We start from the raw sequence: 22,621 nt of genomic DNA, 5'->3' as shown, positions 1-22,621 counted from the left end.
GCCGGGTGTTCACGGCCATTCGGACGCTTCTTTACTGCTCTGGCAAGGTGGGTTCGGCTCATGCTGCCTGGGTGGTTGGTTGGCTCCGCATCTGCACTCCACGGCTCCGTCTGCCTGCGAGCCACGTTTCAAGGAAGAGCACGAGCAGCGCCGCCAGCAGAAGGACCTTCCATCCCTTTTGACGCTGCTCATGCTCGGAATCTTCCACACGCCTTTCGGCGGCCGCCTCTTCGGCCTCCGTCTTTGTGCCCATGGCCGATGCGCCGGTGCTCTTGAGCTTCACCCCGGCATCTGCGAGCCTCTGCATATCCATGGGGGCAAGACGCCCTTCATTAGGTGCGAGATTGACCGCCACGGAACGGGCCGCATCCCCTGTGCCCACCACATAAATTCCGGGCATGTCCGTTCCGTGCCACATCTTCTCGGCGTCAACATTCCAGTTCTCTGTCCTGCCGTCAGGGCGCTTCACAGGGAGCACTCCCTTCCACGACGGCTGCGCCGCGATGGCATCGCCCACCACCAGCGATTGTGCGGATAATTCACTGCCCTGTGCCCAGTCGAGCAGCGAGTACAGCAGCGGCACAAACTTCGAGGCGACCGCGAGCTGGCTGTCTGAAGGCTGCCATCCTGCCATCATCGCCAGCACCCGTCCCTTCTCCAAAGGCCACTCCACCCAAGCCGGAGAACCACCCTCAAACCTCGCGATCACCGCAGCATTCTTCATCCCCTCGACTCCTTCGATCGTCCGGTGCTTCCAGAAACGGATGCGCGTGAAATCCCGCACACCTGACTCCGCGAACGTACGCAACAGAGGGTGCGAAAAATCAAGATCCTGCAGAAGCGCATCCTCCTCCACGTCCTTGAGCTTCACCTCAGGTGCTGCGCCCAGCGCACGGAGCGTATCCCCGCGATCCCCAGAAGCGGCCACCGCCAAAAGCGCACCGCCGGCCTTCACCCAGTTCTGCAGAATTTCACGTGCAGCCTCGGGCGCTTCCCCGAAGAGCATCACCACATCAGCATCCTGCAGATCCACGCCCCTCAGTTCGGAAGAATTGGTGACGACCAATTCAGGCAGGAAGGCAGCCGTGGGCTTCAGCGCGCGTTCCAGGTAGAAGAGCGGTGAGACCGTTTCATTCCTGGACAATCCCTGTCCTACGCACACCACGCGTGCAGGACGCGCAATGGGCTTTGCCACGAACAGGTGATTGTCGAGCGACTCACCGTCTCCACGCAGATTGAGTTGCCCATCCGTGGCCAGCTCCGAGCGCGCAGGCGCATTCAAAATGCGGCTGCCCCCAGAAGGCACCGTGGCCTCGACCACATCGCCACTCGTGGACCATTGCAGGGAAAACTTCTCCACTTCGCTATCCCGGCTGTTCGTCACCCGCACGCGCACCTGTCCCTGTCCTTCACGATTCATCGAAGACGGCACGGCATCGAGTGATGCAGCAGCCTCTTCAGTCACGGGTGGAGCCGCAGTCAGAGTGAAGTTGTTTTTCCACGGTGCCTCGACTGGATCCACATCCACTATCACGTGCTCAGGCCACGAGGTGGATTGCAGGGCTTCCAGCGCAGCTCCCTCCTGCACATCCGAGATCAACACAATGCGCCGCTCTCCATGCTTGCCAGTGCCTTCCGAGGAGAGCTGCTGAGCTGCAAAGACCAGGGCCTCACCCAAATTGGTACCCGCCCACGTGGGCTCCACATCCTGCAGCAACGAAGCGGCAGCCACGCGTCGTGTCCCCACCGGCACCTTCTCCCACGCCTCATGATCCAGCAGCAACCGCGGGTGATCATCGAATGTTGCCACGAGCAGCGCGTCAGCTTCACCCACCTGTTCCAGGGCCACGCCATATTTCTCCTCCACCTGCTCCCAGACTTCTTCGCGATGCATGGAGGCACTGGTGTCCACCAGGATGCACCAGCTCACGCCGCCCTCGGCGAACGCCGTCTTTTGCGAGCGCACAAAGGGCCGGCTGAACATGAGTGCCAGCAGGATCAGTGCAAGACAACGGAGCGCGAGCAACAGCCAGTCCTCCAGCTTCCTCCGTGTCTTGGGCGGCACCGGCGTCTGCTCCAGAAACATCAGGGAGCTGAAGGGCACCACCTTCTGCGGAGGCTGCCTGCGGAAATGCAGCAGGATGGGTATGGCCACCGCGGCCGCCGCCAGCGCAAAGAGTGGAAAGAGGAAGTTCATGCGGCGTGCCTCGGGCTGGCGCGATGCCGCGCGGTGAGATTGCGACGGGCGCTGAGGAAATCGAAGAGATCCTCCTCCAACGGACGGTCCGTGCGGATCAGGCGATACTCCACGCCGTGGCGTTCACAGAGTTTGCGCAGCCGATCCAGGTGAGCCTGCAACCGGGCGAGGTAATTCTTCCGCACCATCGCCGGCTCCAGCAGCACCTTCCTGCCGGACTCACTGTCTGCAAATGCCGCGGACTCGTCGAAGGGAAACTCCAGCTCCGCCGGGTCCATCACCTGAAAGATGACCACATCATGCTGCATCGCGGTGAGCAGACCGAGCTCACGCTCCAGATCGTCCAGCGGCGTGAGGAAATCAGACAGCATCACCAGCAAAGCGCGCCGGCGGATCATCTCCCCCAAGGCGCGCAGTGGAAAACGTGTACCCGTACCGCGAGCTGACGTATGCGCCTTCTGCAGATGGAGCAACAGCGCATGCCACTGGCCCGCACGTCCCTGGGCCGGCAGATGCTCCTGCACCTTCTCATCGAAGAGCGTGACACCCGCCGCATCCCCCTGCTCTCTCAAGAAGAGCGCCAGCGTCGCCGCCAGGGTCGCGGTGTAGTCGAGCTTGGTATAGCCCCTGGAGCCATAAGCCATCGAGGCACTCACATCCAGCAGGAGCTGGCAGCGCAAGTTCGTCTCCTCCTCGAACTTCTTCACATAACACCGGTCACTCCGCGCCATCACCTTCCAGTCAATGAAACGCGGATCGTCTCCCGTCACATACTGCCGGTACTCACTGAACTCCGCAGAAAAGCCGTGCTGCAAACTGCGGTGCAATCCTTTGGAAAACCCCTCCATCACCAGCCTGGCCCGCAGTTCCAGCGACCGGATGCGCATCAGCGTCGCGAGATCGGGAGAGGGAGCGGTGGATGATGTGGACATGGGAAAGGAAGGGCAGGGCAAGTAAGTAGTTAGGAGTAAGTAGAAATGAGAACGGCCTCAGATGAATGTCGCGAATCAAGTGATGACAAATTTCAATCGATAGCAAAACCACCTACTGACTACTGACTACTGACTACTGCTTCACCGTCTCCACCACCTTCGCGATCAACTTGTCCACCGTCATCCCCTCGGCTTCCGCGCGATAGTTGAGCTGGATGCGATGGCGCATCACCGGTCGCGCCATGGCTCGGATATCATCAAAGGTCACATGGGCACGCCCTTGCAGGAGCGCACGCGTCTTCCCCCCCAAGACTAGATACTGGCTCGCGCGTGTGCCCGCTCCCCAGTTCACCCACACGTTCACAAAGTCCGGCGCACCCGCACGATGAGGACGTGTGGCGGAAGCCAGGCGCACGGCATAGCGTGCCACCTCATCGGCCACCGGCACACGCCGCACGACGTCATGGCAACGCATGAGATCCTCGCCTGAGAAGAGCGGCTGAATGGGATCGGACTTCTTGGAAGTGGTCTGCATCACCACCGCCACTTCTTCATCCTCGGCCAGATAGTCGATCACCACATTGAGCATGAAGCGATCGAGCTGTGCCTCGGGCAACGGATAGGTGCCCTCCATTTCAATCGGGTTCTGTGTGGCCAGCACGAAAAACGGTTCTTCCAGCGTGAAGGTCTGACCCGCCACCGTGACCTGATGTTCCTGCATTGCCTCCAGCAGCGCTGCCTGCGTCTTGGGCGGTGTACGGTTGATTTCATCCGCGAGGATCATGTTCGCGAAGATGGGCCCCTTGTGAAACACCAGATCGCGTCCGCCCTCACCGGTGTCTTCGAGAATTTCCGTGCCCGTGATGTCTGAAGGCATGAGGTCTGGGGTGAACTGGATGCGTTGGAAACTCAGGCTGAACACTTGGGCAAGTGACTTGATGAGCAGCGTCTTCGCCAACCCTGGCGCTCCCGTGATGAGTCCATGCCCCCCTGCCAGCAGCGCGATGAGCATCTGCTCCACCACCTCCTTCTGGCCGACGATCACCTTGGACACTTCCTTCAGGATCCGCTCATGCGCCGTGTGCAGCAGTTCCACGGTGTCGCGCTCGAGCACATAAGCGTCAGCTTCACTTTCCGTGTCAGGCACGGCGATGGGCATGGGGGGTGGCATGGAGGACATGGTGAACGGACGTAAAGAAACTGTAGCAAGAGTGTTCTGAACTTATGAACCAGCGGGTGCATCTCGTTTGAGGCCGTACTTATCGAGCAAACGATTCAGGCGACTCTCTCCAAGATCAGCGAGGTGGGCGCCGACCTTGCCCGCAGGAAGCCCATAGGCCAGGACTGCATTGCACTCAAAACACAGCACAAACGAAGCTTCGCGCCCATCCACAGTCAAAATCTTGAGTCCGTGCCGGGGAGAAAAGCACATGTAAGTCTCGTCTCGCGCCAACCGAAGGCTGTCGAGAAAGGCTGCCCTGACAGTTTCTCTCTCCTTGGAGAAAGTCAGATCCACCTGCCCAAGAATCTCCCACTCGTGAAACAAGGGACGATTCGAGGGAGAGCCCGCAATTTCCCTGCGATGATTGAGTTTCACCGGATCCAAGGAATAGATGACCACCTGCTTGGCCTTGGAGAGTTCCGCGGCAACAAAAGCTTCAATTTTACCCACGGGCCTCCCCTCGGGTTCGAGCACCCACAACTCCAGATGCTTGAAAAGGAGAAGCGAAACCACCAGCACACCCAGAACGATGCCAGCAATGATTCCTCTCCTTTGTTGCGCTCTCATTGTGGGTGTAGGTTCAATGCGTCATCGCGTAAAAAATGATGTTGATGCCCAGCGGATAGGCATACTTCTCCGAGAACTCCCGGAAGTACCACGGGTCCGTGCCCTCCTCTTCCCAGCCATCTCCCAAATCCGTGTTGTGGCAGATGATCATCATCATTCTGCCCTTGTCATCAAAGACTCCCTTGTAGTGCACTTCCTCTGACCCAGGCTTGCCCCATTCATAGGTGATGCCGCGATTGCGTCCTGCCATGGCGGCACCCACGCTGGGTATCTGCGGCTTCACCTTGAGATCAAAAACGATGTGGAAGATCTCGTGCTCGATCGGCAGTTCCTTCGGTTCACGATCAGGAAAGATCTGTTTGAGGGCGGTGTAAAATGTGTCCCACTCATGGTACCCCCAGAAATCATCCACCATGAGAAACCCGCCATTCAGGAGATAGTCCCGCAAGACCTTGGCCTCCTGGTCACTGATGGTGATGTCCCCAGGCTCGATCAGATAGAGGAAGGGGTAGTGCTTGAGCTGCTCTGGATCAATGTCCACCACCGCGCCCTTCGGATTCACCTGCATCGCTGTGAGCTGCTGCATCCGATAGGAGAAATTGAGATCGGCATCGGGATAGTCCGTCATCCAGTTGCCTCCACGTCGGCGTCCATAGCCACGCCCGCCATACGAATTGTACCGCACACGCGCAAAGGTGAAGACATCGTTGGGCAGCTCCCCATTGACTTTCCACGTGGGGAAATCGAGAAACTGACCATCGCGCCCCCACTCGCGGGGATCCTCCGGCGTTTCCGTGTCCTTCGATCCAAAGTTTTTCGGTTGTGGCCCTCCTCCTGCAGCAGTCGGCGACTGCGCGTACAGGATGGCCGTGAAGGCGGCCATCACAGAGGCGCAGAGCAGAGCAAGGCGGGTGCGTTTCATGGAACGGAAGGTGTGACCGCCGGTGGTTTCCCCGCGGGCTTCGCTGATTGCAACTCAAGCAGCAGCTTGTGTCCATCACGGAAACGCGGAGCCTCCGCGAGGGCGTCCAGCAGGTGACGCTTTGCCGCCGCATCATCTTTTTCGCGGAGCAGGCGGGCCAGACTGAAATTCACCTCCACGGGATGGTCCGGGCCGAGGAATATCAACTTCTGCAGCGCCCACACTGCGGCATCCTTGTTACCCAGTGTTTCCGACGCCTGCGCCATCAACTCATACGGTTGCTTCAGGAAGGGTTGGATGCTCAGCAGCTTGGGCACGTTCTCACTCACACCCTTCCAGTTCTTCGCCGCCGCATCGAGCTCCACCAACCGGAGGAAGGCCTCATGCGCACCGCCATCGCGCTTCGCCCACTCGCGCAGCATCGCCGCCTCACCCTCGGTCTGCTTCATGCCACGGAAACATTGCGCCGCGAAGTGATAGCCACTGTTTTCGCCTGCGTTGTCCGGCGCCAGTTCGATGAGTCGTTTGGCGAGCTCCAGCCCCTCAGTCCATTGCTCTCCAGCCACCAGACGACGCGTTCTCAATTCGAGCGCCCAGAGGTTGTTGGGATGCTCTCGCAGATATTCCGCGATTGCGGCCTCATTGCGCGGATCCACTTCCTCACGCTCCGGCTTCTCCCAGTCCCCCTTGGGCGCAAACGCTTCCGCCAGTTTCCGCATGTGCTTCGCGAAGTCCTCATCCAGCTTCTCCACCTTGCCACAATGGCGCGCCAGCGCCTCATTGATGCGACGACCGTCCGCGAGGTCCTTCAGCACAGCCTGGAATTTTTTCTCGCCATACGTCTTCAGCAACCAGTCCACCGCCTGGGAGGACTCATAGTAGGCGAACATCACATGCTCGCTGCTTTTCGGACTCAGGAAGGCGCGGCTCATCTTGCTCATGGGCGTGAGCGTCTCCTCATCCAGCGTCATGCGGCGATAGCTTGCATTCATCCGCATGCCCCAGGAAGGATCGCGCTTCGATTCCTCATATACGGAGATGCCCTCACTCAGCCAGCGAGGCATGCGATTGTGCGTGACGGTAAGCGTCACCACGTGGCAGAACTCATGCCACAAAGTACCCTCCCAATTGCTGCGGTTCGAGGCAACTCCCTGGGGGCTGTTCATCGTCACCACCGAGCCGAAGCAAGCGCCAAGAATCCCCTGCCCACCGAGATTGCCGAAGGTGCGAATCGCAAAGTCCTGCTGTGAGGGAAAAAACTCCACCAGCACTGGATGGTCCAACGTGAGGCCATACTTCGCGCACAGCACCTGCTTCGCTTCCGTAAGAAGTTCCAGCGCCCGGTCACCATACACCGCGTCATCTTTCGCCGGTAGCTTCAGAACGAAATCGGGCGTCTCCCGCACCTTGAATCCCTTCATCTCCGCCTCCAGCAGCCCAATATTGTAAGCCTGGACATTGTAGCCGTCGGCATCACGCACCTCCTTCGCCACCTTCCATGCTTCGTCCTCCTTCCCCAAACGGAAAAGCGCCTGGCAGAGATGCACCTTGGCGGAGAGAGACTGCGGGTCGAGCTTGAGCGCCTCGCGCAAGTGCTCCTCCGCTTCCTTGAACCGATACCCGCGCGACAGGGAGCGCCCGATGATGATATCCACCGCTGGATTCTGCGCCCAGAGCTTCAATCCCTGCTTCCGGGCCTCCTCCGCGTCCTTGGGCTTGTTGTCTTGCAAAATCGAGAGCACGGCGCGCAGGCCCCAACCCTCGGGATGATTGGAATTTACCTCAATCGCAGGCTCCAGTGCGAGCCGTGCCTCGTCGTACTCTTCCGCATTGATGTGATGCTCCGCCTTCAGCAGGTGCGCACCGGGGTGCAAAGCATTGCCCTGCAGGATCTGCTCCACAAGTTCCATGCTCTTCTTCCGGTCGCTGGATTGGAAGGCTCGGGCCAGCCCATAGCGCAGGTCCGGGTCGGCATCGTGGTGCTTTAGCCCATCGCGGAATTCATTGGCCGCGCGAGCATAGTCAGACTTTGCCAGGGCCAGCTCCCCCAGAGCCAGGTAGGTGTCCTTCAGCTTCGCCTCCTTCTTCTTCGCGGGGTCCAGGAATTGCTGGATCACCTTTTGTGGATCCGCGCCCGCCGCCAAAGCAGCCCGGCCCAGCGCCACCATGTCCCGCGCTGTCCGTTGGCTGGTCGGCTTCCCCTTGGCCACGGTGTTGATCTGCTGGAGAATCTTCGCCGCCTCCTCCTTCTTGCCCCACGCGGTCAGGACCTCATGGCAGGTGATGAGCACCGGCAGTTCCTTGGCATGCCTCTGCGCCGCTTCATTCGCGGCCTGCACCAGTTCATCCACCCGACCCAGATCGTGGCAGGCCTTCAGGCGGAAAATCCACCACTCCGGCGAAGGCTGGCCACGCTCAATGAAGACCTTCGCAATCTCCGCCACCCGCTCATACTCCCCCTGCTGGTAGAGCTCCCGCATGGGCTCGATGTTCCGTTCGTCGAACACCCGGGCAACATCCAATTCCTGTGCAGAAACGGGACGGATGAGCACCAGAGATGCGCAGGCCGCGAGGCTGAGCCCCGCCAGGTGTGCCTGAGTCGACCAGAATGCACCCGCCATGCATGAAGTGTAACGCGACAACTGCGCCAAAGACTCAAGAAAAATGCAGGTATTCTCACTCTCCCTGGAATCCGGCCAAACCATCGGAGGTGGCACTGCCTACAAGCGCACTTTCAGGCCCATCTCAGCCTTCATGGTGAGCAGCGCCTCTGCATTTCCCCGGGCATCATCCACCGGATCGTGGGTGTGCTTCGTACGCCTCAAGTGCTTGAAGTTCTGAAAGGTATCCTTCACCAGCCCTTTGTACAGAGACCCGAGATTTGTGGAGGAGAAGCCGAAGGGATTGGCTCCGGTGAAGTGATGGAAGTACCAATTGATGAACTGCCAGTCGAACCCGTTGTTGTCCGAGATGAACATGGGCTGGCCCTGCGAGTGCTCCTTCAGCCATGTCGCAAAGTCGCTCATGACTTCAACGGGCTCCGCAAATGCCTGTACCTCCTCACGAGTGAATCCACTTACCGCCAGCGCTTCTGGGATCCACTTTTCTGAGATCGGCCTCAGCCGTCCGTAAAACGTCTGCCCGAGTTCCGGCTCCACCACCACAGCGCCGAAACAGACCATCGAAAAGTCCCCGGGAATGGGACCATCGGATTCTACGTCGACCATGATGTAGCTCATTGAAATTGGGGACCGGAGTTGCGGCACAATGCCCGACATCATGGCAAAAATCCACACTGCTCATGCCAGCAAAAATCCTCCATACAGATCCATGGCAACGCCGGACAACGATTCCTTCCTGTAACTAAAAACCCTCCATGAAAGCAAACCCCTCAACCATTGCTGTGTGCGCTGCGCTGGCGTTCATGACTTTGGTGGCCCTTGTCCAGCAGGAGGCGCAAGGTGAGCCCTCCAGAGTGCTCACCCAGTTCGCTACTTCTGATCCTGCGGGCGAATACCGCGCCATCGATCTTGACCACCTGTCCGGGCCACCCCACAAAACCGCGCCTGAAGTGCTCCAGACTGTGCTGGATCAACAGGCCAGGGAAGGCTGGACGGTCGTGGCCAACACCAGCGACACCATCATTCTGCGCCGCTAGCTTCATAGCCAACGCGGTCAGCCATCATCCTGAGTGCGGCAAAGTGCATGCCATACCCATCCGTCGCCCCGATTTGTTGCGATGCATGGGTGCATGAATCCCCCCCCATTCATCCTGGTGGCTGACCGCCGGACGCTGAAGGCCTTTTCCTCGGAAGGTGGCCAGCGCCTCCGACTCATCAATGCCATCGCCATCACGGATACGCCTGGCGACCAGGACACTCGCCTTTCCCGCGATAGTTTTGCCCGGCAGGCTGCCGGACATGTCGCGCGCCTCCTCCAAGCCCACCAGCCCGAGCGCTGGGCCTTTGCCGCTCCTCCGGAGGTGAATGGAGCCATCCTCGATGGGCTCTCTCCAAAGTGGCTGACCACACTCCAGGACAATCTCCCCCGCGACCTCCATCGGGAGGCACCGGGTAGTCTGACCAAGCTCTTCCAGCGCCCCTTGAACTGACCCGAACCTCGCACGATGGGGATGGGATATGCGAGCGGCTCTACGATTGAAGGCCCTGACTGCCAGCCGCTTTTTCGTCATCCTGCGCCGCAGTGTGGAGGGCTTTGCGGAGGACGGCGTGCTGCGACTGAGCGCCGCGCTCTCCTACTATTCCATCTTCTCCATCGCCCCGCTGCTGATTGTGGCGGTGTATATCGTCGGCGTGTTCTACGGTCCAGACGCGGCCAAGGGCCAGCTCGAGTCGCAGCTTGAAAACTACATTGGCACTCCAGCCGCCACCGCGGTGCAGGCCCTGGTGAAGAGCGCCCACCAGCCCTTGCGTGGAGGATTCGCGCTGGCCCTGGGTCTTGCCGCATTGATGATTGGCGCCTCGGGTGTCTTCGGTCAGCTCAAGGACTCGCTGAACACCATCTGGGAAGTCCAGCTCAAGACCACGAGCGTGGTGCGCGATTTCATCCACAATCGCCTGCTGAGCTTTGCCATGGTCCTGGTGATAGGTTTCCTCCTCCTCACCTCGCTGCTGCTAAGTGCTGCGGTGGCCAGCTTGAATACCTACCTGCAGGGCCGCTTTGGCGTGCCGGCCTTTGTGTGGACCACGGCAAACTTTGTCCTCTCATTCGCCATCGTCACCACCCTCTTCGCGATGATCCTCAAAGTGCTGCCGGATGTGCAGATCGCCTGGCGTCACGTGTGGCTCGGCGCAGCAGTGACGGCGGTGCTCTTTGAAACAGGGAAGCTCGGCCTCGCCTACTACCTCGGTCGCGAGAGCACGCTCTCCAGCTTTGGCGCGGCGGGGTCCGTGGTCCTGCTGCTGCTCTGGGTGTACTACTCCTCCTGCATCCTGCTCTTCGGCGCGGAGTTCACCCGTGCCTACACCCAAGTGATGGCGGAGAAGATTGCTCCCGAGCCCGATGCAAAACCGGTGACCGAGGAAGCACGCGCGCAAAGCGGCCTGCCTTCTCCAAGTACAAAAGGAACCGAACCCAACCCAGACTCCGTCGTCTGGCGACCCGGGCATTCCCTCTCTCCACGAGAAGAAGCCGTGCTGGAGCACACCACCCAGCACTACAACGGAAACACTCCCACCAGCATGAAGACCGTGGTCGCGGTGACAGCCGCAGGTGTGGTCGCCGGGGCCTTGATCGGCGCAGTGACGAATTGGGGCGGGAAACGGTAGATGCGGCAAAAGTACCTCGGCCATTGCGGCCGCATGGGTCCCTGGAGACCACGAAGTCCCCTCGCCTCCCGCGCTCTCAGTTTCAGTCTCCGAAGTTCCTCTGCGTCTCTGTGTCTCTGTGTTGAATCCAATGCAGCCTGCCACACCCAGCCGCATCCCGACAACCATCGCACCCCTCCGCATTGTCCAAAATCGTGCACATCGGCACTCATGTCTCCGCTGGCTCTTCAGCAGCCCAATCATCCAGTGCCCCCGCACATCCCCACCATGCTCTCCTTGACCCGCCATCGGTTTTTCCGTTCCATCACCTGTGCATTCGCAGGCATCCTCCTCAGCCCTGCTCTCCAGGCAGAGACTCACTCAGCCGATGTCGTCATCTACGGCGCCACGCCTGCGGGATTCTGTGCGGCCATCGGTGCCGCCCGTGAAGGCGCCACGGTGATTCTGGCGGAACCCACGGCTCACATCGGTGGAGTGAATACCGGCGGCCTGTGCTTCAGCGATTCCAACCAGATGTTCCGCACGCATCTCAAGGGCGTGTTTGAAGAGTTCCACCTTCGCATGGAAGCCGACTACAAGAGTCGCGGCGTGAAGCTGCCCTACGACGTCTCTGTAAAAGATGATCACAAACCCTGGACCTATGAGCCCCACGTCGCCGCACGTGTGCAAAAGGCCATGCTGGACGAAGCCAAGGTCACCGTGCTGGGCAAGAAGGTGCTCACTACCGTGAAGAAGGACGGCAGCAAGATCTCCAGCTTCACCACCAAGGACGGCGATACCTTTTCCGCCAAGGCCTTCATCGACGCCACCTATGAAGGCGATCTCATGGCTGCCGCAGGCGTGACTTGGGTCATCGGTCGTGAAGGTCGCAAGGAGTTCAATGAAACCTACGCGGGCAAACAGTATCCGAAGAAGCCCATGCCTATCTCCGGCCTCGATGACAAAGGCAATCTCCTCCCCCTTCTCACCACCAAAGACGCCGGCCCCGAAGAAGAAGGCGACAAGAACGTGATGGTCTACAGCTTCCGCCTGTGCCTCACCACCGACGCCGCAAATCGCGTGCCCTTCCCCGCGCCAGCGAAGTATGACCCAGCCCGCTTCGAAGTCGTGCGGCGTTATTTCGCCCAGGAGAAGAAGCCCATCCTCCTCTGGGATCTCTATCCCCTCCCCGGCAACAAGGTGGATGCCAACAACGGCATCGGAAAACAATTCTCCATGGGCCTTGTCGGGGGCTGCAATGGCTGGTCTGAGGCGGATGAAGCCGGGCGCGCCCGCATCTGGGAGGAGCACAAGCAGTACATCTTGGAGCTCTACCAATTCCTCACCACCGACCCCGCCGTGCCGCAGAACCTCCGCGACCAGCTCGCCGCCTACGGCCTCTGCAAGGATGAGTTCGCCGAGTACGGCCATTGGTCGCCGCAGCTCTATGTTCGCGAAGGCCGGCGTATGCGTGGCGCGCATGTCATCACCGAAGGCGACATCCTGAAGAGTCCCGCGAAAGAAGACTCCATCGCGCTCGCGTCCTTCCCCATCGACTCCCACGACTGTCAGCGCGTCGCCCGCGGCGATGGCGAAGTGGTCAATGAAGGCACCATCTTCCCCGTGCGCGTGCCGAACACCAAGCGCGGCTACGCCTACCAAATCCCCTACCGCTCCATCACTCCCAAGGCGGAGGAATGCTCCAACCTCCTCGTGCCCGTCGCCCTCTCCTCCACGCATGTGGCCTACAGCTCCGTACGCGTCGAACCCTGCTGGATGACCATCGGCCAAAGCGCCGGCATCGCCGCCGCCATAGCCGGAAAGAGTGGCGAGCCTGTGCAAAAATTGGAATACTCCAAACTCCGTCAACGCCTCCTCGCCCAAAAACAAGCCTTGGACCTTCCGTAGCTCTCGACGCGCAGCGGCCTTGGACTGCGGCAGCCTGCTGCCGCTTTCCTGAGCCCCAGCCTGCTGGGCGTATCACCGCGGCGAAGCCGCCTCAATCTTCTTCCCGCATGAAACGCCTCCTCCTCGCTGCCATCCTCCCGTTGACGTGGTCACCCCTCCACGCCAAACCCACCTTCCGTGAGGCCGACGTCTGCGTCTACGGCGCCACGCCTGCAGGTATCACGGCCGCCGTCGCCGCAAAACAGGAAGGCCTCTCCGTGGTGCTCATCGAGCCGAGCCGTTGGGTCGGTGGCATCCTCGGCGCCGGCATCAAGCCCATGCAGGATTGCCCGGAGCCACGTGCCGTGGGTGGACTCACCACCACCAAGATCTTCAAAGCCGGAAACAGCCCACCCCAGATCCGCGAGTCCTTCTCCCAATGGCTCAAGGACGAAGGCATCCCCATCATCTTCGAGCATCGCCTCCGCAGCGCCGACAAGGAAGGCGCCCGCATCACCAAGATTCATCTCGACCACGCACCGCCGGACAAGTGGGGCATCCCCGTCCCCAGCGCTGTCGATGATTCCAACACCATCGTCACCGCCAAGGTCTTCATCGATGCCAGCTACGAAGGCGACTTCCTCCCCGCCGCCAAAGTGAGCTACACCTCCGGCCGTGAGCCAAAGGACAAGTTCAACGAATCCGTGGCCGGCGTAGGCCCTCCCACGAATTGGACCCCTATATCACCTTTCATCACACCAGGAGATCCCGCGAGTGGTATGCTGCCGTGGGTGGACAAGGATCACGGCAAGCCACGCCACGCGGGTGACGATTACACGCAGGCCTACAACTTCCGCTTCTACGTCACTTCCGATCCCGAAAAGCGTGCCGCCCTCACTCCACCCGATGACTACAACCCCGCCCAATACGAACTCGTGGGCCGCTATGTAGAGCATCTCGTGAAGACCCAAGGCTCCGATGCGAAGAAACTCAAGGAGAGCCTCGCAGGCATCTTCCCCGGTTGGAGAAACGAAGGCGAATACAACTACCAGCGCAAGTCACTCGTGACCATGTCGCCTCTGGGCATCAGTCGCTTCTATCAAGACGGCGACTGGATCACCAAATCAAAAGTCTGGCGCCAGCACGTGGACTACCTGCGCGGGCTGCATCATTTCCTGAGCACCGATGCACGTGTGCCGGAGGACTTCCGCAAAGAGACCGCCGCCCTCGGCCTGAACAAAACCATGCACCCGGACACCGAAGGCTGGCCTCACCAGCTCTACGTGCGCATCTCTCGCCGCATGCAGAGCGACTACATCCTCACTCATGCCGATGTGCTGAACAAGACGGACGAAAAAGACGGCGTGGGCCTCGCCCTCTACGGTGTGGATATCTATCCCGTGCGCCGCTACGTGGCGCTCCATCCAGAGACCGAGGAACTCGGCGTGGCCACCGAAGGCAACATGTTCATCGGCGGCGCCAAAGGCACCGGCCATCCCTACCCCGTCCCCTACCGCAGCATTGTGCCAAAGACATCGGAATGCACCAATCTCATCGTGCCCACCTGCTTCTCCGCCAGCTTCATCGCCTACGCCTCCGCCCGCATGGAGCCCGTCTTCTGCGTCCTCGGTGAATCCTCCGGCGTCGCCGCCGCTCACGCCATCCGAGCGAATGCCGATGTGCAGTCCATCGATGTTCCGAAGCTGCAAGCGCGCCTGCTGGAGCGTGGGCAGGTGATTGCGTGGAAGGCGGACGCTGGCGATAAGAAAGAAGCCAAGCAGTAGCGAGCGCACCAGGCTTCTATTCTTCGTTCATTGTATCCTTGCGCTGAACAAGGTGTGAGTCGACACATGCGTGCATGTCTATCGAAGCGTTCCTTCCTTCACCGACACTGAAGTGTTTCGCTTTGCATGTTGTCACCTCGGCGTGCCTGGTCGCAAGCCTCAGTTCTTGCGCAACCGCCCTCGTTCGTCAGGACAATCCCACCAAAGTCGAGCACCCCTATCCGGCGACTGCCTTCGACATCGGGTTCTTCTGGGCTGCTGGCATACAAGGAGAGCCACTCATGGCCATGGCCGACCCCAATGCGCGCAATAGTACCGGTGAACGACTCATGTATGGCGCAGGTTCCATTGTCGACTTGCCTGTCTCTGTGGCCCTGGACACGGTGCTTCTTCCCTTCGACACCATTCAACTGCTGCGCATGCGCAAAGAGAAGCCGGAGGGCAATGCTGAATAACCTCTTCGTATAGCTCTCAAGAGATGCCTCCTGCTCAAATAGTGGGAGCGTTGCATTCTGGTTGGTTAAATGGCATGCTCCCACCATGAGCGAGGCGGAACCCATACGCCGAACCAAGAGTCAGCTTCGCAAGGAAGCCAGGCAGAAGAAGATGCCCAAGTGGCTCGCCTGGCTCATCATGGCGCTCTTTGTCTTCCTCACCGGCGTACTCCTCTGGTTTGGCCTCGCCATCGTGGTGCAATGTGATCGCGCAGCAGATGGAACCGTCTATGTCACCGTGCAGCGCAAACTGCTTCGTTGGATTCCCATCACCTCCGAGTCGCTCCCGGATGTCATCACCGCCAAGGGCGAGTTCGTGAAGAGCACCACTCAATCGGGTGTCACCCGTCGTTCCAATACCTCCGAGCGACTCGTGCTCATCTCAAAAAACGGCTCCGAGTGGCAGTCTCCACTGTACACACCCTCGCTCGGCACACGTCCCAAGACCATGGCGGCTGAGATCAATGCCTTCATTCAAAACACCACTGCCTCCTCTCCTTCCACCTTCACCACGTGGTGGATGCCATGGCTTGTGAACCTCGCCTCTCTCCCCTTCATCCTGGTCTCACTCATCTCCCTCTGCGCTCTGGGTGAAGTGCTCCTGCGCTGGCTCGGCTACATCAAGGACGAACCTCCGACCACTTGAGAAAGTGGCCCCCCTCCCAAAGCCCTCATCCTTTGCGTCTTTTACGTTCTTTTGCGGCCATTGAATCAGGTCGCAGTCCCCTCACGGTTATTGCGAAAAGCGAATTACTCCAGCGTCCTGCCCAGCGGCAAGAGTCCTGCTGGGAAAGGCGTACTCCTTTGTCCCCTGAAGATGCCTGTTCCCACCCTCCGTCGCGCCCCCATCCTCCCCTCACTCCTGCTGATGGGCCTGTTCCCCACGACTGCGGCGCTCCATGGAGCCTCCGTAGCCCCGGACCAGAATCACCCCGGCGCGGTCATCTACCGGAACACCTGCTTGGAATGCCATGGGGCGAAGGGCGAAGGCGTGGCCGGCAAGTATGACGATCCTTTGCACGGCGAACGTTCGCTGGAGTCCCTCACGAAGCGCATCGAGCGCACCATGCCCGAGGGCAAGGAAGGCACCTGCGTGGGCGATGACGCCAAGAACGTGGCGGAGTACATCTACCACGCCTTCTATTCAGCGGAAGCGCAGGCCCGCAACGCTCCCGCCCCTCTGCGTGATCTCACCCACCTGACGAATTCCCAGTACCGTACCTCCGTGGCAGACATCATGGCGCGCTTCCGCCAGCCTCTGGAGCGCCTGCCGAACGAGCGCGGATTGAAGGGACGATACAACGGCTTTGAAATCGAGCCTCCCCCGCCGCCGCTGCACGGCCCACCTCGCCCCGGGAAGAAGAAGCTCGAACCCGTCGTCGACGAAGATCGCGAACGGCCCAAGTTCCGCATGGAGCGGCTCGACCCGCAGGTGGCATTCAGCTTTGGCGCAGACAGTCCCGCACCTGGCAAAGCCGTCTCGGACGAGTTCTCCATCCGCTGGGAAGGCTCGCTGATTGTGGAAGAGACAGGTAGCTACGAGTTCATCCTGAAAACGGAGAACGGCGTCCGCCTGACCATCAACGATTTCGAGAAAAGCCTGATCGATGCCTGGGTCACCCCCGGACCTGACGTGCGCGAGGAGAAGAAATCCATCCACCTCATCGGAGGCCGCGTTTATCCGATCAGCGTCGAGTTTTTCAAGTTCAAGGACAAAACCGCTTCCGTCGCTCTGCAGTGGAAACCACCGCACGGCGTGCAGGAGAACATCCCCAGCCGCTTCCTGATTCCCCAGCGTGGTAGTGAAGTGTTTGTGTCCTCCACCAACTTCCCCGCCGATGACCGCAGCGATGGCTACGAGCGCGGCACCGGCATGTCGAAAGACTGGGAACAAGCCACCACTGACGCGGCCATTGAGTTGGCAGAGTACGTGGAGAAGCGTCTCGACCGTCTCGCTGGTACCAAAGCTGGCGCTCCTGATCGCGCCGATAAACTCAAGGACTTCGCCAAGCGCTTCGCCGAGGCCACCTATCGACGTCCCCTCACGCCGGAGGAACAACAGGTGTTCATTGATGGACAATTCACCAAGGCGCCGACACCCGAGATGGGCGTGAAGCGTGTGGTGCTGCTCGCATTGAAGTCCCCCGTGTTCCTCTATCCCGGACTGGCAGATCAACAGGATAAGCCGGACTACAAGATCGCCACGCGTCTCGCGCTCGACCTGTGGGATTCCATTCCCGACAAGCGCCTGCTCGAAGCCGCCGCTCAGGGCAAGCTGCGCAAGAAAGAGGAGATTCGCTCCCAAGCCGTGCGCATGGTCACCGACCCACGCACCAAAGCGAAGCTGCATGGCTTCTTCCATCACTGGCTGGAGCTCGAGCGCGCCGAGATGATTGCGAAGGACTCCAAGACCTTCCCCGACTTCAGCGCCGCCGTGGTGGCTGACCTCCGCTCATCTCTGTGGATGTTCATCGATCAGGTGATCTGGAGCGAGCGCTCCGACTATCGCGAACTGCTGCAAGCCGACTACCTCATGCTCAATGAGCGTCTCGCCAAGTTCTACAGTGGCGGCAAGGAAAAGCCCGCTGGCTCCGAGTTTCAGCGCGTCTCCTTTGAAAACAAGCAGCGCACCGGCGTGCTCACGCATCCCTACCTGCTTTCGTCTTTCGCCTACACCAATCAATCCTCCCCCATTCACCGCGGCGTCTTCATCACACGGAACATCGTGGGTATGGACATCAAGCCACCGCCGGATGATGTGAAGTTCGACGACGCGCACTTCAATCCAAAGCTGACCATGCGTGAAAAGGTGACGGAGCTCACCAAGTCCGGCGCCTGCATGGGCTGCCACGGCACCATCAATCCTCTCGGCTTCAGCCTTGAGAACTACGACGCCATCGGCCGCTTCCGCCTGCAGGACAACAACAAGCCCGTGGACGCCACCAGCGAACTGGAAACACACGACGGCAAAACACTGAAGCTCACCGGACCTCGCGACATCGCGCAGTACGCCGTGGCGAATCCCGCCGGCCACCTCGCCTTCATCCGTCACCTCTTCAATCACACCGTCAAGCAACCCCACCTCGCCTACGGCCCCGAGACTCTCGAAGGCCTCCGCCAGTCCTTTGAGAAAAACCAGTTCAGCGTGCAAAAGCTGCTGCAGGACATCGCCGTCCTTTCTGCCTCTCAAGACCTGCCCGAGATTCAAGGAACGGTGACGCAGAAGTAATCAGTATTCTCTGCTTGAATCATCCGCTGACACTACCGCCGATTTCAGGAATACGCCGAAGGCGTTTTACATTGTCCAGCCCAAGGTAAGCTTCGCCGCGAAGCGGCAAGCGCCACCTTGGGTTGCGATATCGAGATGCTGAACGCTGAAAGCGTTCAACAAAAGGGCTGTTGGAGGAAAAGCTTTCACCAGAACTGGCCGTATCCAGTCAGGAAGTAAGTTCGCAGCCGTGCCCTGAAGGGGCACAGGAGCCCAGCCTAGGGTTAGGGAGTCTAAGCCGACAGCCACCCTAGGTTGGCGACAAAAGATGCTCGACTCTGAAGGAGTCGCGGAGTCGCTCGCAAAGCCGAGCGTACTCTTCTTGCCCCAATCTAAACAACTCGCAGTCAGCAATTTTCAGCGCGCATTGTCTGTAATGACATGCACGCCATGAAATCGGGCACCTCCGCACTGGGTCCTCCAGTCCTGCCACCCGCAGAGCGGGAGCGACTGGATGAATTGTACACCCGCCTCTCCTCCCTGAAACCCGGTAACATCGGCTACCCCTGCAACCAGAACTTCGACTACTCGGAACTCTTCCGCTTCCTAGAGTTCAGCGCGAACAACGTTGGTGACCCCTTCAATGCCACCAACTACCGGCTGAATACCCAGGACTTCGAACGCGAAGTCCTCGCCGACTTTGCCCGCTACACCCGAGCCCCAGAAAATGAATGGTGGGGCTACGTGAACAACGGCGGCACCGAGGGGAACATGTATGGTCTCTACGTCGCCCGCGAGCTGTACCCGGATGGCATCTGCTACTTCAGCGAAGATACCCACTACAGCGTCGCGAAGATTCTACGCCTCCAGCACACGCGCAACATCATGTTAAAAAGCCAGCCCAACGGCGAGCTGGACTACGATGACCTGCATGAAACCCTGCGCATCCACCGCGACGTACCGCCCATCATCTTCGCCAACATCGGCACCACGATGAAAGGTGCCGTGGACGACCTCGCGAAGATCCGTGCCGTGCTCGATGACCTGGCGATACCGAACTACTACATCCACGCCGACGCCGCACTCAGTGGCATGATCCTGCCCTTCGTAGACGCACCACAGGCATGGGACTTTGCTGATGGTGCAGACAGCATCGCCATCAGCGGCCACAAGTTCCTCGGCTCGCCCCTTCCCTGCGGAGTTGCCCTGGCACGGAAGAAGAACGTGGACCGCATTGCCCGCTCCATCGAGTACGTGGGTGCTCTAGATACTACCATCGCCGGTTCACGCAATGCCTTCACTCCACTCATGCTCTGGTACCGACTCCGTGTCCTGGGCGATGCCGGCCTCAGAAAACTGGTGCAGGACTGCCTGGACACTGCGGAATACGCCGTGCAAAAACTCAATGCCGCCGGTATCGCCTCCTGGCGCAACGCCAACTCCGTCACCGTCGTCTTCCCCCGTCCTCCAACCGCGATCATGCAGAAGTGGATCATCGCTCCGAAGAAGGACATCGGTCACCTCATCACCATGCCGCACGTCACGAAGGAATGCATCGATGCCTTCGTTTCCGACTTCACCGCCGCCCTCGCAGGGAAGCCCCTCACCTGATTCTCCCACCGCCGTTGTATCATGAAACAGCTCACGGTTATCGTCCCCAATGAGATTGGCATCGCCGCACGCCTCACCACGTGCCTGGCAGAGCGTGGGGTGAACATCGAGGAGATCGACATCGAAGGCGCCGAAAGCCAGGGCATCGTCACCCTCTCCGTGGACCGCTACGACGAAGCCCTCCGCGCTCTGGTGGACGAAGGCTTCCGTGCCATCACCCAAGACACCCTCCTCGTGCGCCTGGACGACAAACCCGGTGCCCTCGCCGCCGTCGCCATCCGCCTGCGCGACGCCGGACTCGACCTCCGCTCCATGCATATCCTCCGCCGCGATGGCGGCCAGACCTACGCCAGCCTCGTGGCCTCCGACAACACGAAGGCCGCAGAGATTCTACGCGACGTGATTGTGGGTGAGGGCCGAGGGGCTTGAGAATTGACGCTTGCCTGAGAGCAAGGCTTTGGAGTTTCATCGGAATGTCACCACCAAAGGCATCCGCGTGAACGACGACGAACATCTTCAACGCTTCGAGGATCACACCCTGCCCATCGAACTCTGGAATCATCGCGCTCACCTGAAGGTGGCCTACCTCTACCTCCTGCGATTCTCCTTTGAAGAAACGCTAAGCCGCCTTCAAACCGGCATCCGTGCCTATAATGCTGCAAAGGGAATCAAGGACACCCCCACTGGTGGCTATCACGAGACCATGACCCAGGCATGGCTGCACCTGGTGCACACCACGCTCTGCCAGTTCGGCCCGGCGGAGAATGCTGATGCGTTCTTCGACGCCCAATCCCAACTGAACGGAAAGCGGACCCTGCTGCTGTTCTACTCTCGTGACCGCATCATGTCTCCTGAGGCGAAAGCCTCCTTCGTTCCTCCGGACTTGGCACCCCTACCCCAGCCACTCAACAACAAGATTCCACCGCTTGAACTGCGTGGCTGAACTTCCAAGGGACCACCTCGTGCCTTCAAAAGATCTTTGCTTCGCACCGTACATCTGATTTCATCGGACAACTCAGATGCACCACGCAGGCGCTGCCATCCTCTGGACCATTCTCGCCTTGTTTGTCCTGCGCCCAGGCATTCTTGGCAGCATCGTTCTCTCAATTGTGTTATTCGAAGTCTTCTATTTGGCGTCGTCAGAACCCATCCCCATCTTTGAGACGTGGCCCTCGCTGCGCCCGTCTTCGACTCCAGCCTGCATCGTCGCCGGCATCCTGCTGGCCATCGTCATGGTGAAATTCTGCATCCATGCGGTGAATGCTCCCAACGGCGAAGCCCCCAGGGACCCCTGAATCACTGCATGATTCGAGACACTCACGGTGACTTGATTCAAATGGCCCTCGCTGGGGACTTTGATATGATCGTACACGGCTGCAATTGCTTCTGCACCATGGGTGCCGGCATCGCGAAGCAGATCAAAGCCACCTTTCCCGCAGCCTATGAAGCCGACTGCCGGACTCCGAAAGGCGACCGCAACAAGCTGGGCACCTATTCATCCGCGAAGGTGAATGACCTCACGATCATAAACGCCTACACACAACACCACTGGCAAGGTTCTGGTCAGAAAGCCGACTACGACGCCATTCGGTCATGCCTGGCAAAAGTCGCCGCGGACTTCCCCAATGCAAAAATCGGACTACCACAGATCAGTGCAGGCCTCGCCGGTGGTGATTGGGAGACCATCCTGCAAATCATCCTCGAGGAGCTTGGAGTAACGGATGCGACGGTCGTGTACTACCGACCTTAATCCACTACCGGCGATTAAATCCCGCACACTCCTCATATCTCGCGCCCTTCCCACCGAAGATATCCAGCGCACTCCCAATCGTCACATCCACCTTCCCGCCACTCAGCTCCTGAGTACGCTCCAGGTCCTTCACGCTCCGCGCACCACCAGCATACGTCACCGAGTTGTCGCACCAGACACCGAGGCACTTCACCAGCGCTTCATCAATGCCCTCGCACTTGCCCTCCACATCCACGGCATGGATGAGGAACTCATCGCAATACGGTGACAGGCGCTTGAAGGCATCCGCGTCGACGATGAGGTCCGTCATGGTCTGCCAGCGGTTCATCGCCACCACCCAGCCATCCGTCGTGGCACGGCAACTCAGATCGAGAACGAGACGCTCACGTCCCACCGTGTCCACCATCTCTCGCACGCGGTCTTCGCGGAAACGCGCCTGCTCATCGAAGGCATAGCTCGTGATGATCACGTGACTGGCACCAGCGTCGAGGAACTTCCGCGCATTATCCGGACGAATGCCCCCTCCGATGTGCATGCCGCCAGGGAAGACCTCCAGCGCACTGAGCGCCGCTTCTTCATTTCCCTTCCCCAGCATGATCACATGTCCGCCGGTAAGCCCGTCCTTCTTGTAAAGTTCCGCATACCAGGACGCGGGCTTCTCGCTCACAAAGTTTTCACGTGGGCCTTCCCCAGCATCCCGCAGGGTCGAGCCGACGATCTGCTTCACCTTGCCGTCGTGAAGGTCGATGCAGGGACGGAAACGCGTCATGGCCATGCGCC

The 22,621-nt window shown here is 59.8% G+C and carries 21 protein-coding genes; 13 read left to right on the top strand and 8 right to left on the bottom strand.

Annotated elements, in window-relative coordinates:
- Positions 1 to 58 precede the first annotated feature (58 nt).
- The 7 genes from DES53_RS03530 to DES53_RS03500 all read right to left on the bottom strand — a co-directional run bounded on the left by DES53_RS03530 (position 59) and on the right by DES53_RS03500 (position 9,079).
- Positions 59 to 2,197, bottom strand: a complete 2,139-nt coding sequence (locus DES53_RS03530; RefSeq protein WP_113956804.1) for a BatA domain-containing protein — start codon at positions 2,195 to 2,197, stop codon at positions 59 to 61.
- The gene (locus DES53_RS03525; RefSeq protein WP_211325428.1) at positions 2,194 to 3,129 is read right to left on the bottom strand and encodes a DUF58 domain-containing protein; all 936 of its coding nucleotides are present in this window, start codon (positions 3,127 to 3,129) and stop codon (positions 2,194 to 2,196) included. Before DES53_RS03525 ends, DES53_RS03530 begins: the two co-directional genes overlap by 4 nt.
- 133 nt (positions 3,130 to 3,262) lie before the next feature.
- Positions 3,263 to 4,288: an AAA family ATPase gene (locus tag DES53_RS03520; RefSeq protein WP_425468375.1), complete on the bottom strand. Its 1,026-nt coding sequence runs from the start codon at positions 4,286 to 4,288 to the stop codon at positions 3,263 to 3,265.
- A gap of 63 nt (positions 4,289 to 4,351) precedes the next feature.
- The gene (locus DES53_RS03515; RefSeq protein ID WP_113956802.1) at positions 4,352 to 4,918 is read right to left on the bottom strand and encodes a hypothetical protein; all 567 of its coding nucleotides are present in this window, start codon (positions 4,916 to 4,918) and stop codon (positions 4,352 to 4,354) included.
- Positions 4,919 to 4,931: 13 nt separating this feature from the next.
- Positions 4,932 to 5,840, bottom strand: a complete 909-nt coding sequence (locus DES53_RS03510; protein WP_245958078.1) for a DUF4159 domain-containing protein — start codon at positions 5,838 to 5,840, stop codon at positions 4,932 to 4,934.
- A complete protein-coding gene (locus DES53_RS03505; RefSeq protein WP_170156819.1) occupies positions 5,837 to 8,461 on the bottom strand; it encodes a tetratricopeptide repeat protein in 2,625 nt (874 codons plus the stop codon). Before DES53_RS03505 ends, DES53_RS03510 begins: the two co-directional genes overlap by 4 nt.
- 99 nt (positions 8,462 to 8,560) lie before the next feature.
- Positions 8,561 to 9,079 carry a 3'-5' exonuclease gene (locus DES53_RS03500; protein WP_113956800.1) on the bottom strand — a complete coding sequence of 173 codons (519 nt, stop codon included), beginning with the start codon at positions 9,077 to 9,079 and terminating at the stop codon, positions 8,561 to 8,563.
- Positions 9,080 to 9,216: 137 nt separating this feature from the next.
- Here DES53_RS03500 and DES53_RS03495 point away from each other — a divergent pair, with 137 nt between their 5' ends.
- The 13 genes from DES53_RS03495 to DES53_RS03435 all read left to right on the top strand — a co-directional run bounded on the left by DES53_RS03495 (position 9,217) and on the right by DES53_RS03435 (position 21,841).
- Positions 9,217 to 9,498, top strand: a complete 282-nt coding sequence (locus DES53_RS03495; protein WP_113956799.1) for a hypothetical protein — start codon at positions 9,217 to 9,219, stop codon at positions 9,496 to 9,498.
- 93 nt (positions 9,499 to 9,591) lie between these two features.
- Complete coding sequence (locus DES53_RS03490; protein WP_170156818.1) at positions 9,592 to 9,951, top strand: host attachment protein; 360 nt, start codon at positions 9,592 to 9,594, stop codon at positions 9,949 to 9,951.
- A gap of 28 nt (positions 9,952 to 9,979) precedes the next feature.
- Positions 9,980 to 11,128: a YihY/virulence factor BrkB family protein gene (locus tag DES53_RS03485; RefSeq protein ID WP_211325426.1), complete on the top strand. Its 1,149-nt coding sequence runs from the start codon at positions 9,980 to 9,982 to the stop codon at positions 11,126 to 11,128.
- Positions 11,129 to 11,395: 267 nt separating this feature from the next.
- A complete protein-coding gene (locus DES53_RS03480; RefSeq protein WP_113957182.1) occupies positions 11,396 to 13,015 on the top strand; it encodes an FAD-dependent oxidoreductase in 1,620 nt (539 codons plus the stop codon).
- A gap of 107 nt (positions 13,016 to 13,122) precedes the next feature.
- Positions 13,123 to 14,778, top strand: a complete 1,656-nt coding sequence (locus tag DES53_RS03475) for an FAD-dependent oxidoreductase (protein WP_113956797.1) — start codon at positions 13,123 to 13,125, stop codon at positions 14,776 to 14,778.
- 74 nt (positions 14,779 to 14,852) lie between these two features.
- Complete coding sequence (locus tag DES53_RS03470; protein WP_113956796.1) at positions 14,853 to 15,233, top strand: YceK/YidQ family lipoprotein; 381 nt, start codon at positions 14,853 to 14,855, stop codon at positions 15,231 to 15,233.
- A gap of 85 nt (positions 15,234 to 15,318) precedes the next feature.
- A complete protein-coding gene (locus DES53_RS03465; RefSeq protein ID WP_113956795.1) occupies positions 15,319 to 15,918 on the top strand; it encodes a hypothetical protein in 600 nt (199 codons plus the stop codon).
- Between the two features lie 171 nt (positions 15,919 to 16,089).
- A complete protein-coding gene (locus DES53_RS03460) occupies positions 16,090 to 18,501 on the top strand; it encodes a DUF1592 domain-containing protein (protein ID WP_113956794.1) in 2,412 nt (803 codons plus the stop codon).
- Positions 18,502 to 18,930: 429 nt separating this feature from the next.
- Positions 18,931 to 20,091, top strand: coding sequence for a histidine decarboxylase (locus DES53_RS03455; RefSeq protein WP_170156817.1), 1,161 nt, complete (start codon positions 18,931 to 18,933; stop codon positions 20,089 to 20,091).
- Positions 20,092 to 20,112: 21 nt separating this feature from the next.
- Complete coding sequence (locus tag DES53_RS03450; RefSeq protein WP_113956792.1) at positions 20,113 to 20,520, top strand: ACT domain-containing protein; 408 nt, start codon at positions 20,113 to 20,115, stop codon at positions 20,518 to 20,520.
- A 10-nt stretch (positions 20,521 to 20,530) separates the two neighbouring features.
- Positions 20,531 to 21,034: a hypothetical protein gene (locus DES53_RS03445; protein WP_113956791.1), complete on the top strand. Its 504-nt coding sequence runs from the start codon at positions 20,531 to 20,533 to the stop codon at positions 21,032 to 21,034.
- A gap of 76 nt (positions 21,035 to 21,110) precedes the next feature.
- The gene (locus DES53_RS03440) at positions 21,111 to 21,386 is read left to right on the top strand and encodes a hypothetical protein (protein ID WP_113956790.1); all 276 of its coding nucleotides are present in this window, start codon (positions 21,111 to 21,113) and stop codon (positions 21,384 to 21,386) included.
- Positions 21,387 to 21,394: 8 nt separating this feature from the next.
- Positions 21,395 to 21,841, top strand: a complete 447-nt coding sequence (locus tag DES53_RS03435) for a macro domain-containing protein (RefSeq protein WP_245958077.1) — start codon at positions 21,395 to 21,397, stop codon at positions 21,839 to 21,841.
- Between the two features lie 4 nt (positions 21,842 to 21,845).
- Here the strand turns inward: DES53_RS03435 and hisA are convergent, their stop codons facing one another.
- Positions 21,846 to 22,616: a phosphoribosylformimino-5-aminoimidazole carboxamide ribotide isomerase gene (hisA, locus tag DES53_RS03430; RefSeq protein WP_245958076.1), complete on the bottom strand. Its 771-nt coding sequence runs from the start codon at positions 22,614 to 22,616 to the stop codon at positions 21,846 to 21,848.
- Positions 22,617 to 22,621: the final 5 nt, after the last annotated feature.

Source organism: Roseimicrobium gellanilyticum (assembly GCF_003315205.1).
In the GTDB taxonomy this organism is placed as follows: Bacteria; Verrucomicrobiota; Verrucomicrobiia; order Verrucomicrobiales; family Verrucomicrobiaceae; genus Roseimicrobium; species Roseimicrobium gellanilyticum.
The sequence above is the reverse complement of the archived record's forward strand: the minus strand, read 5'-3'. Positions and strand labels throughout refer to the sequence as shown.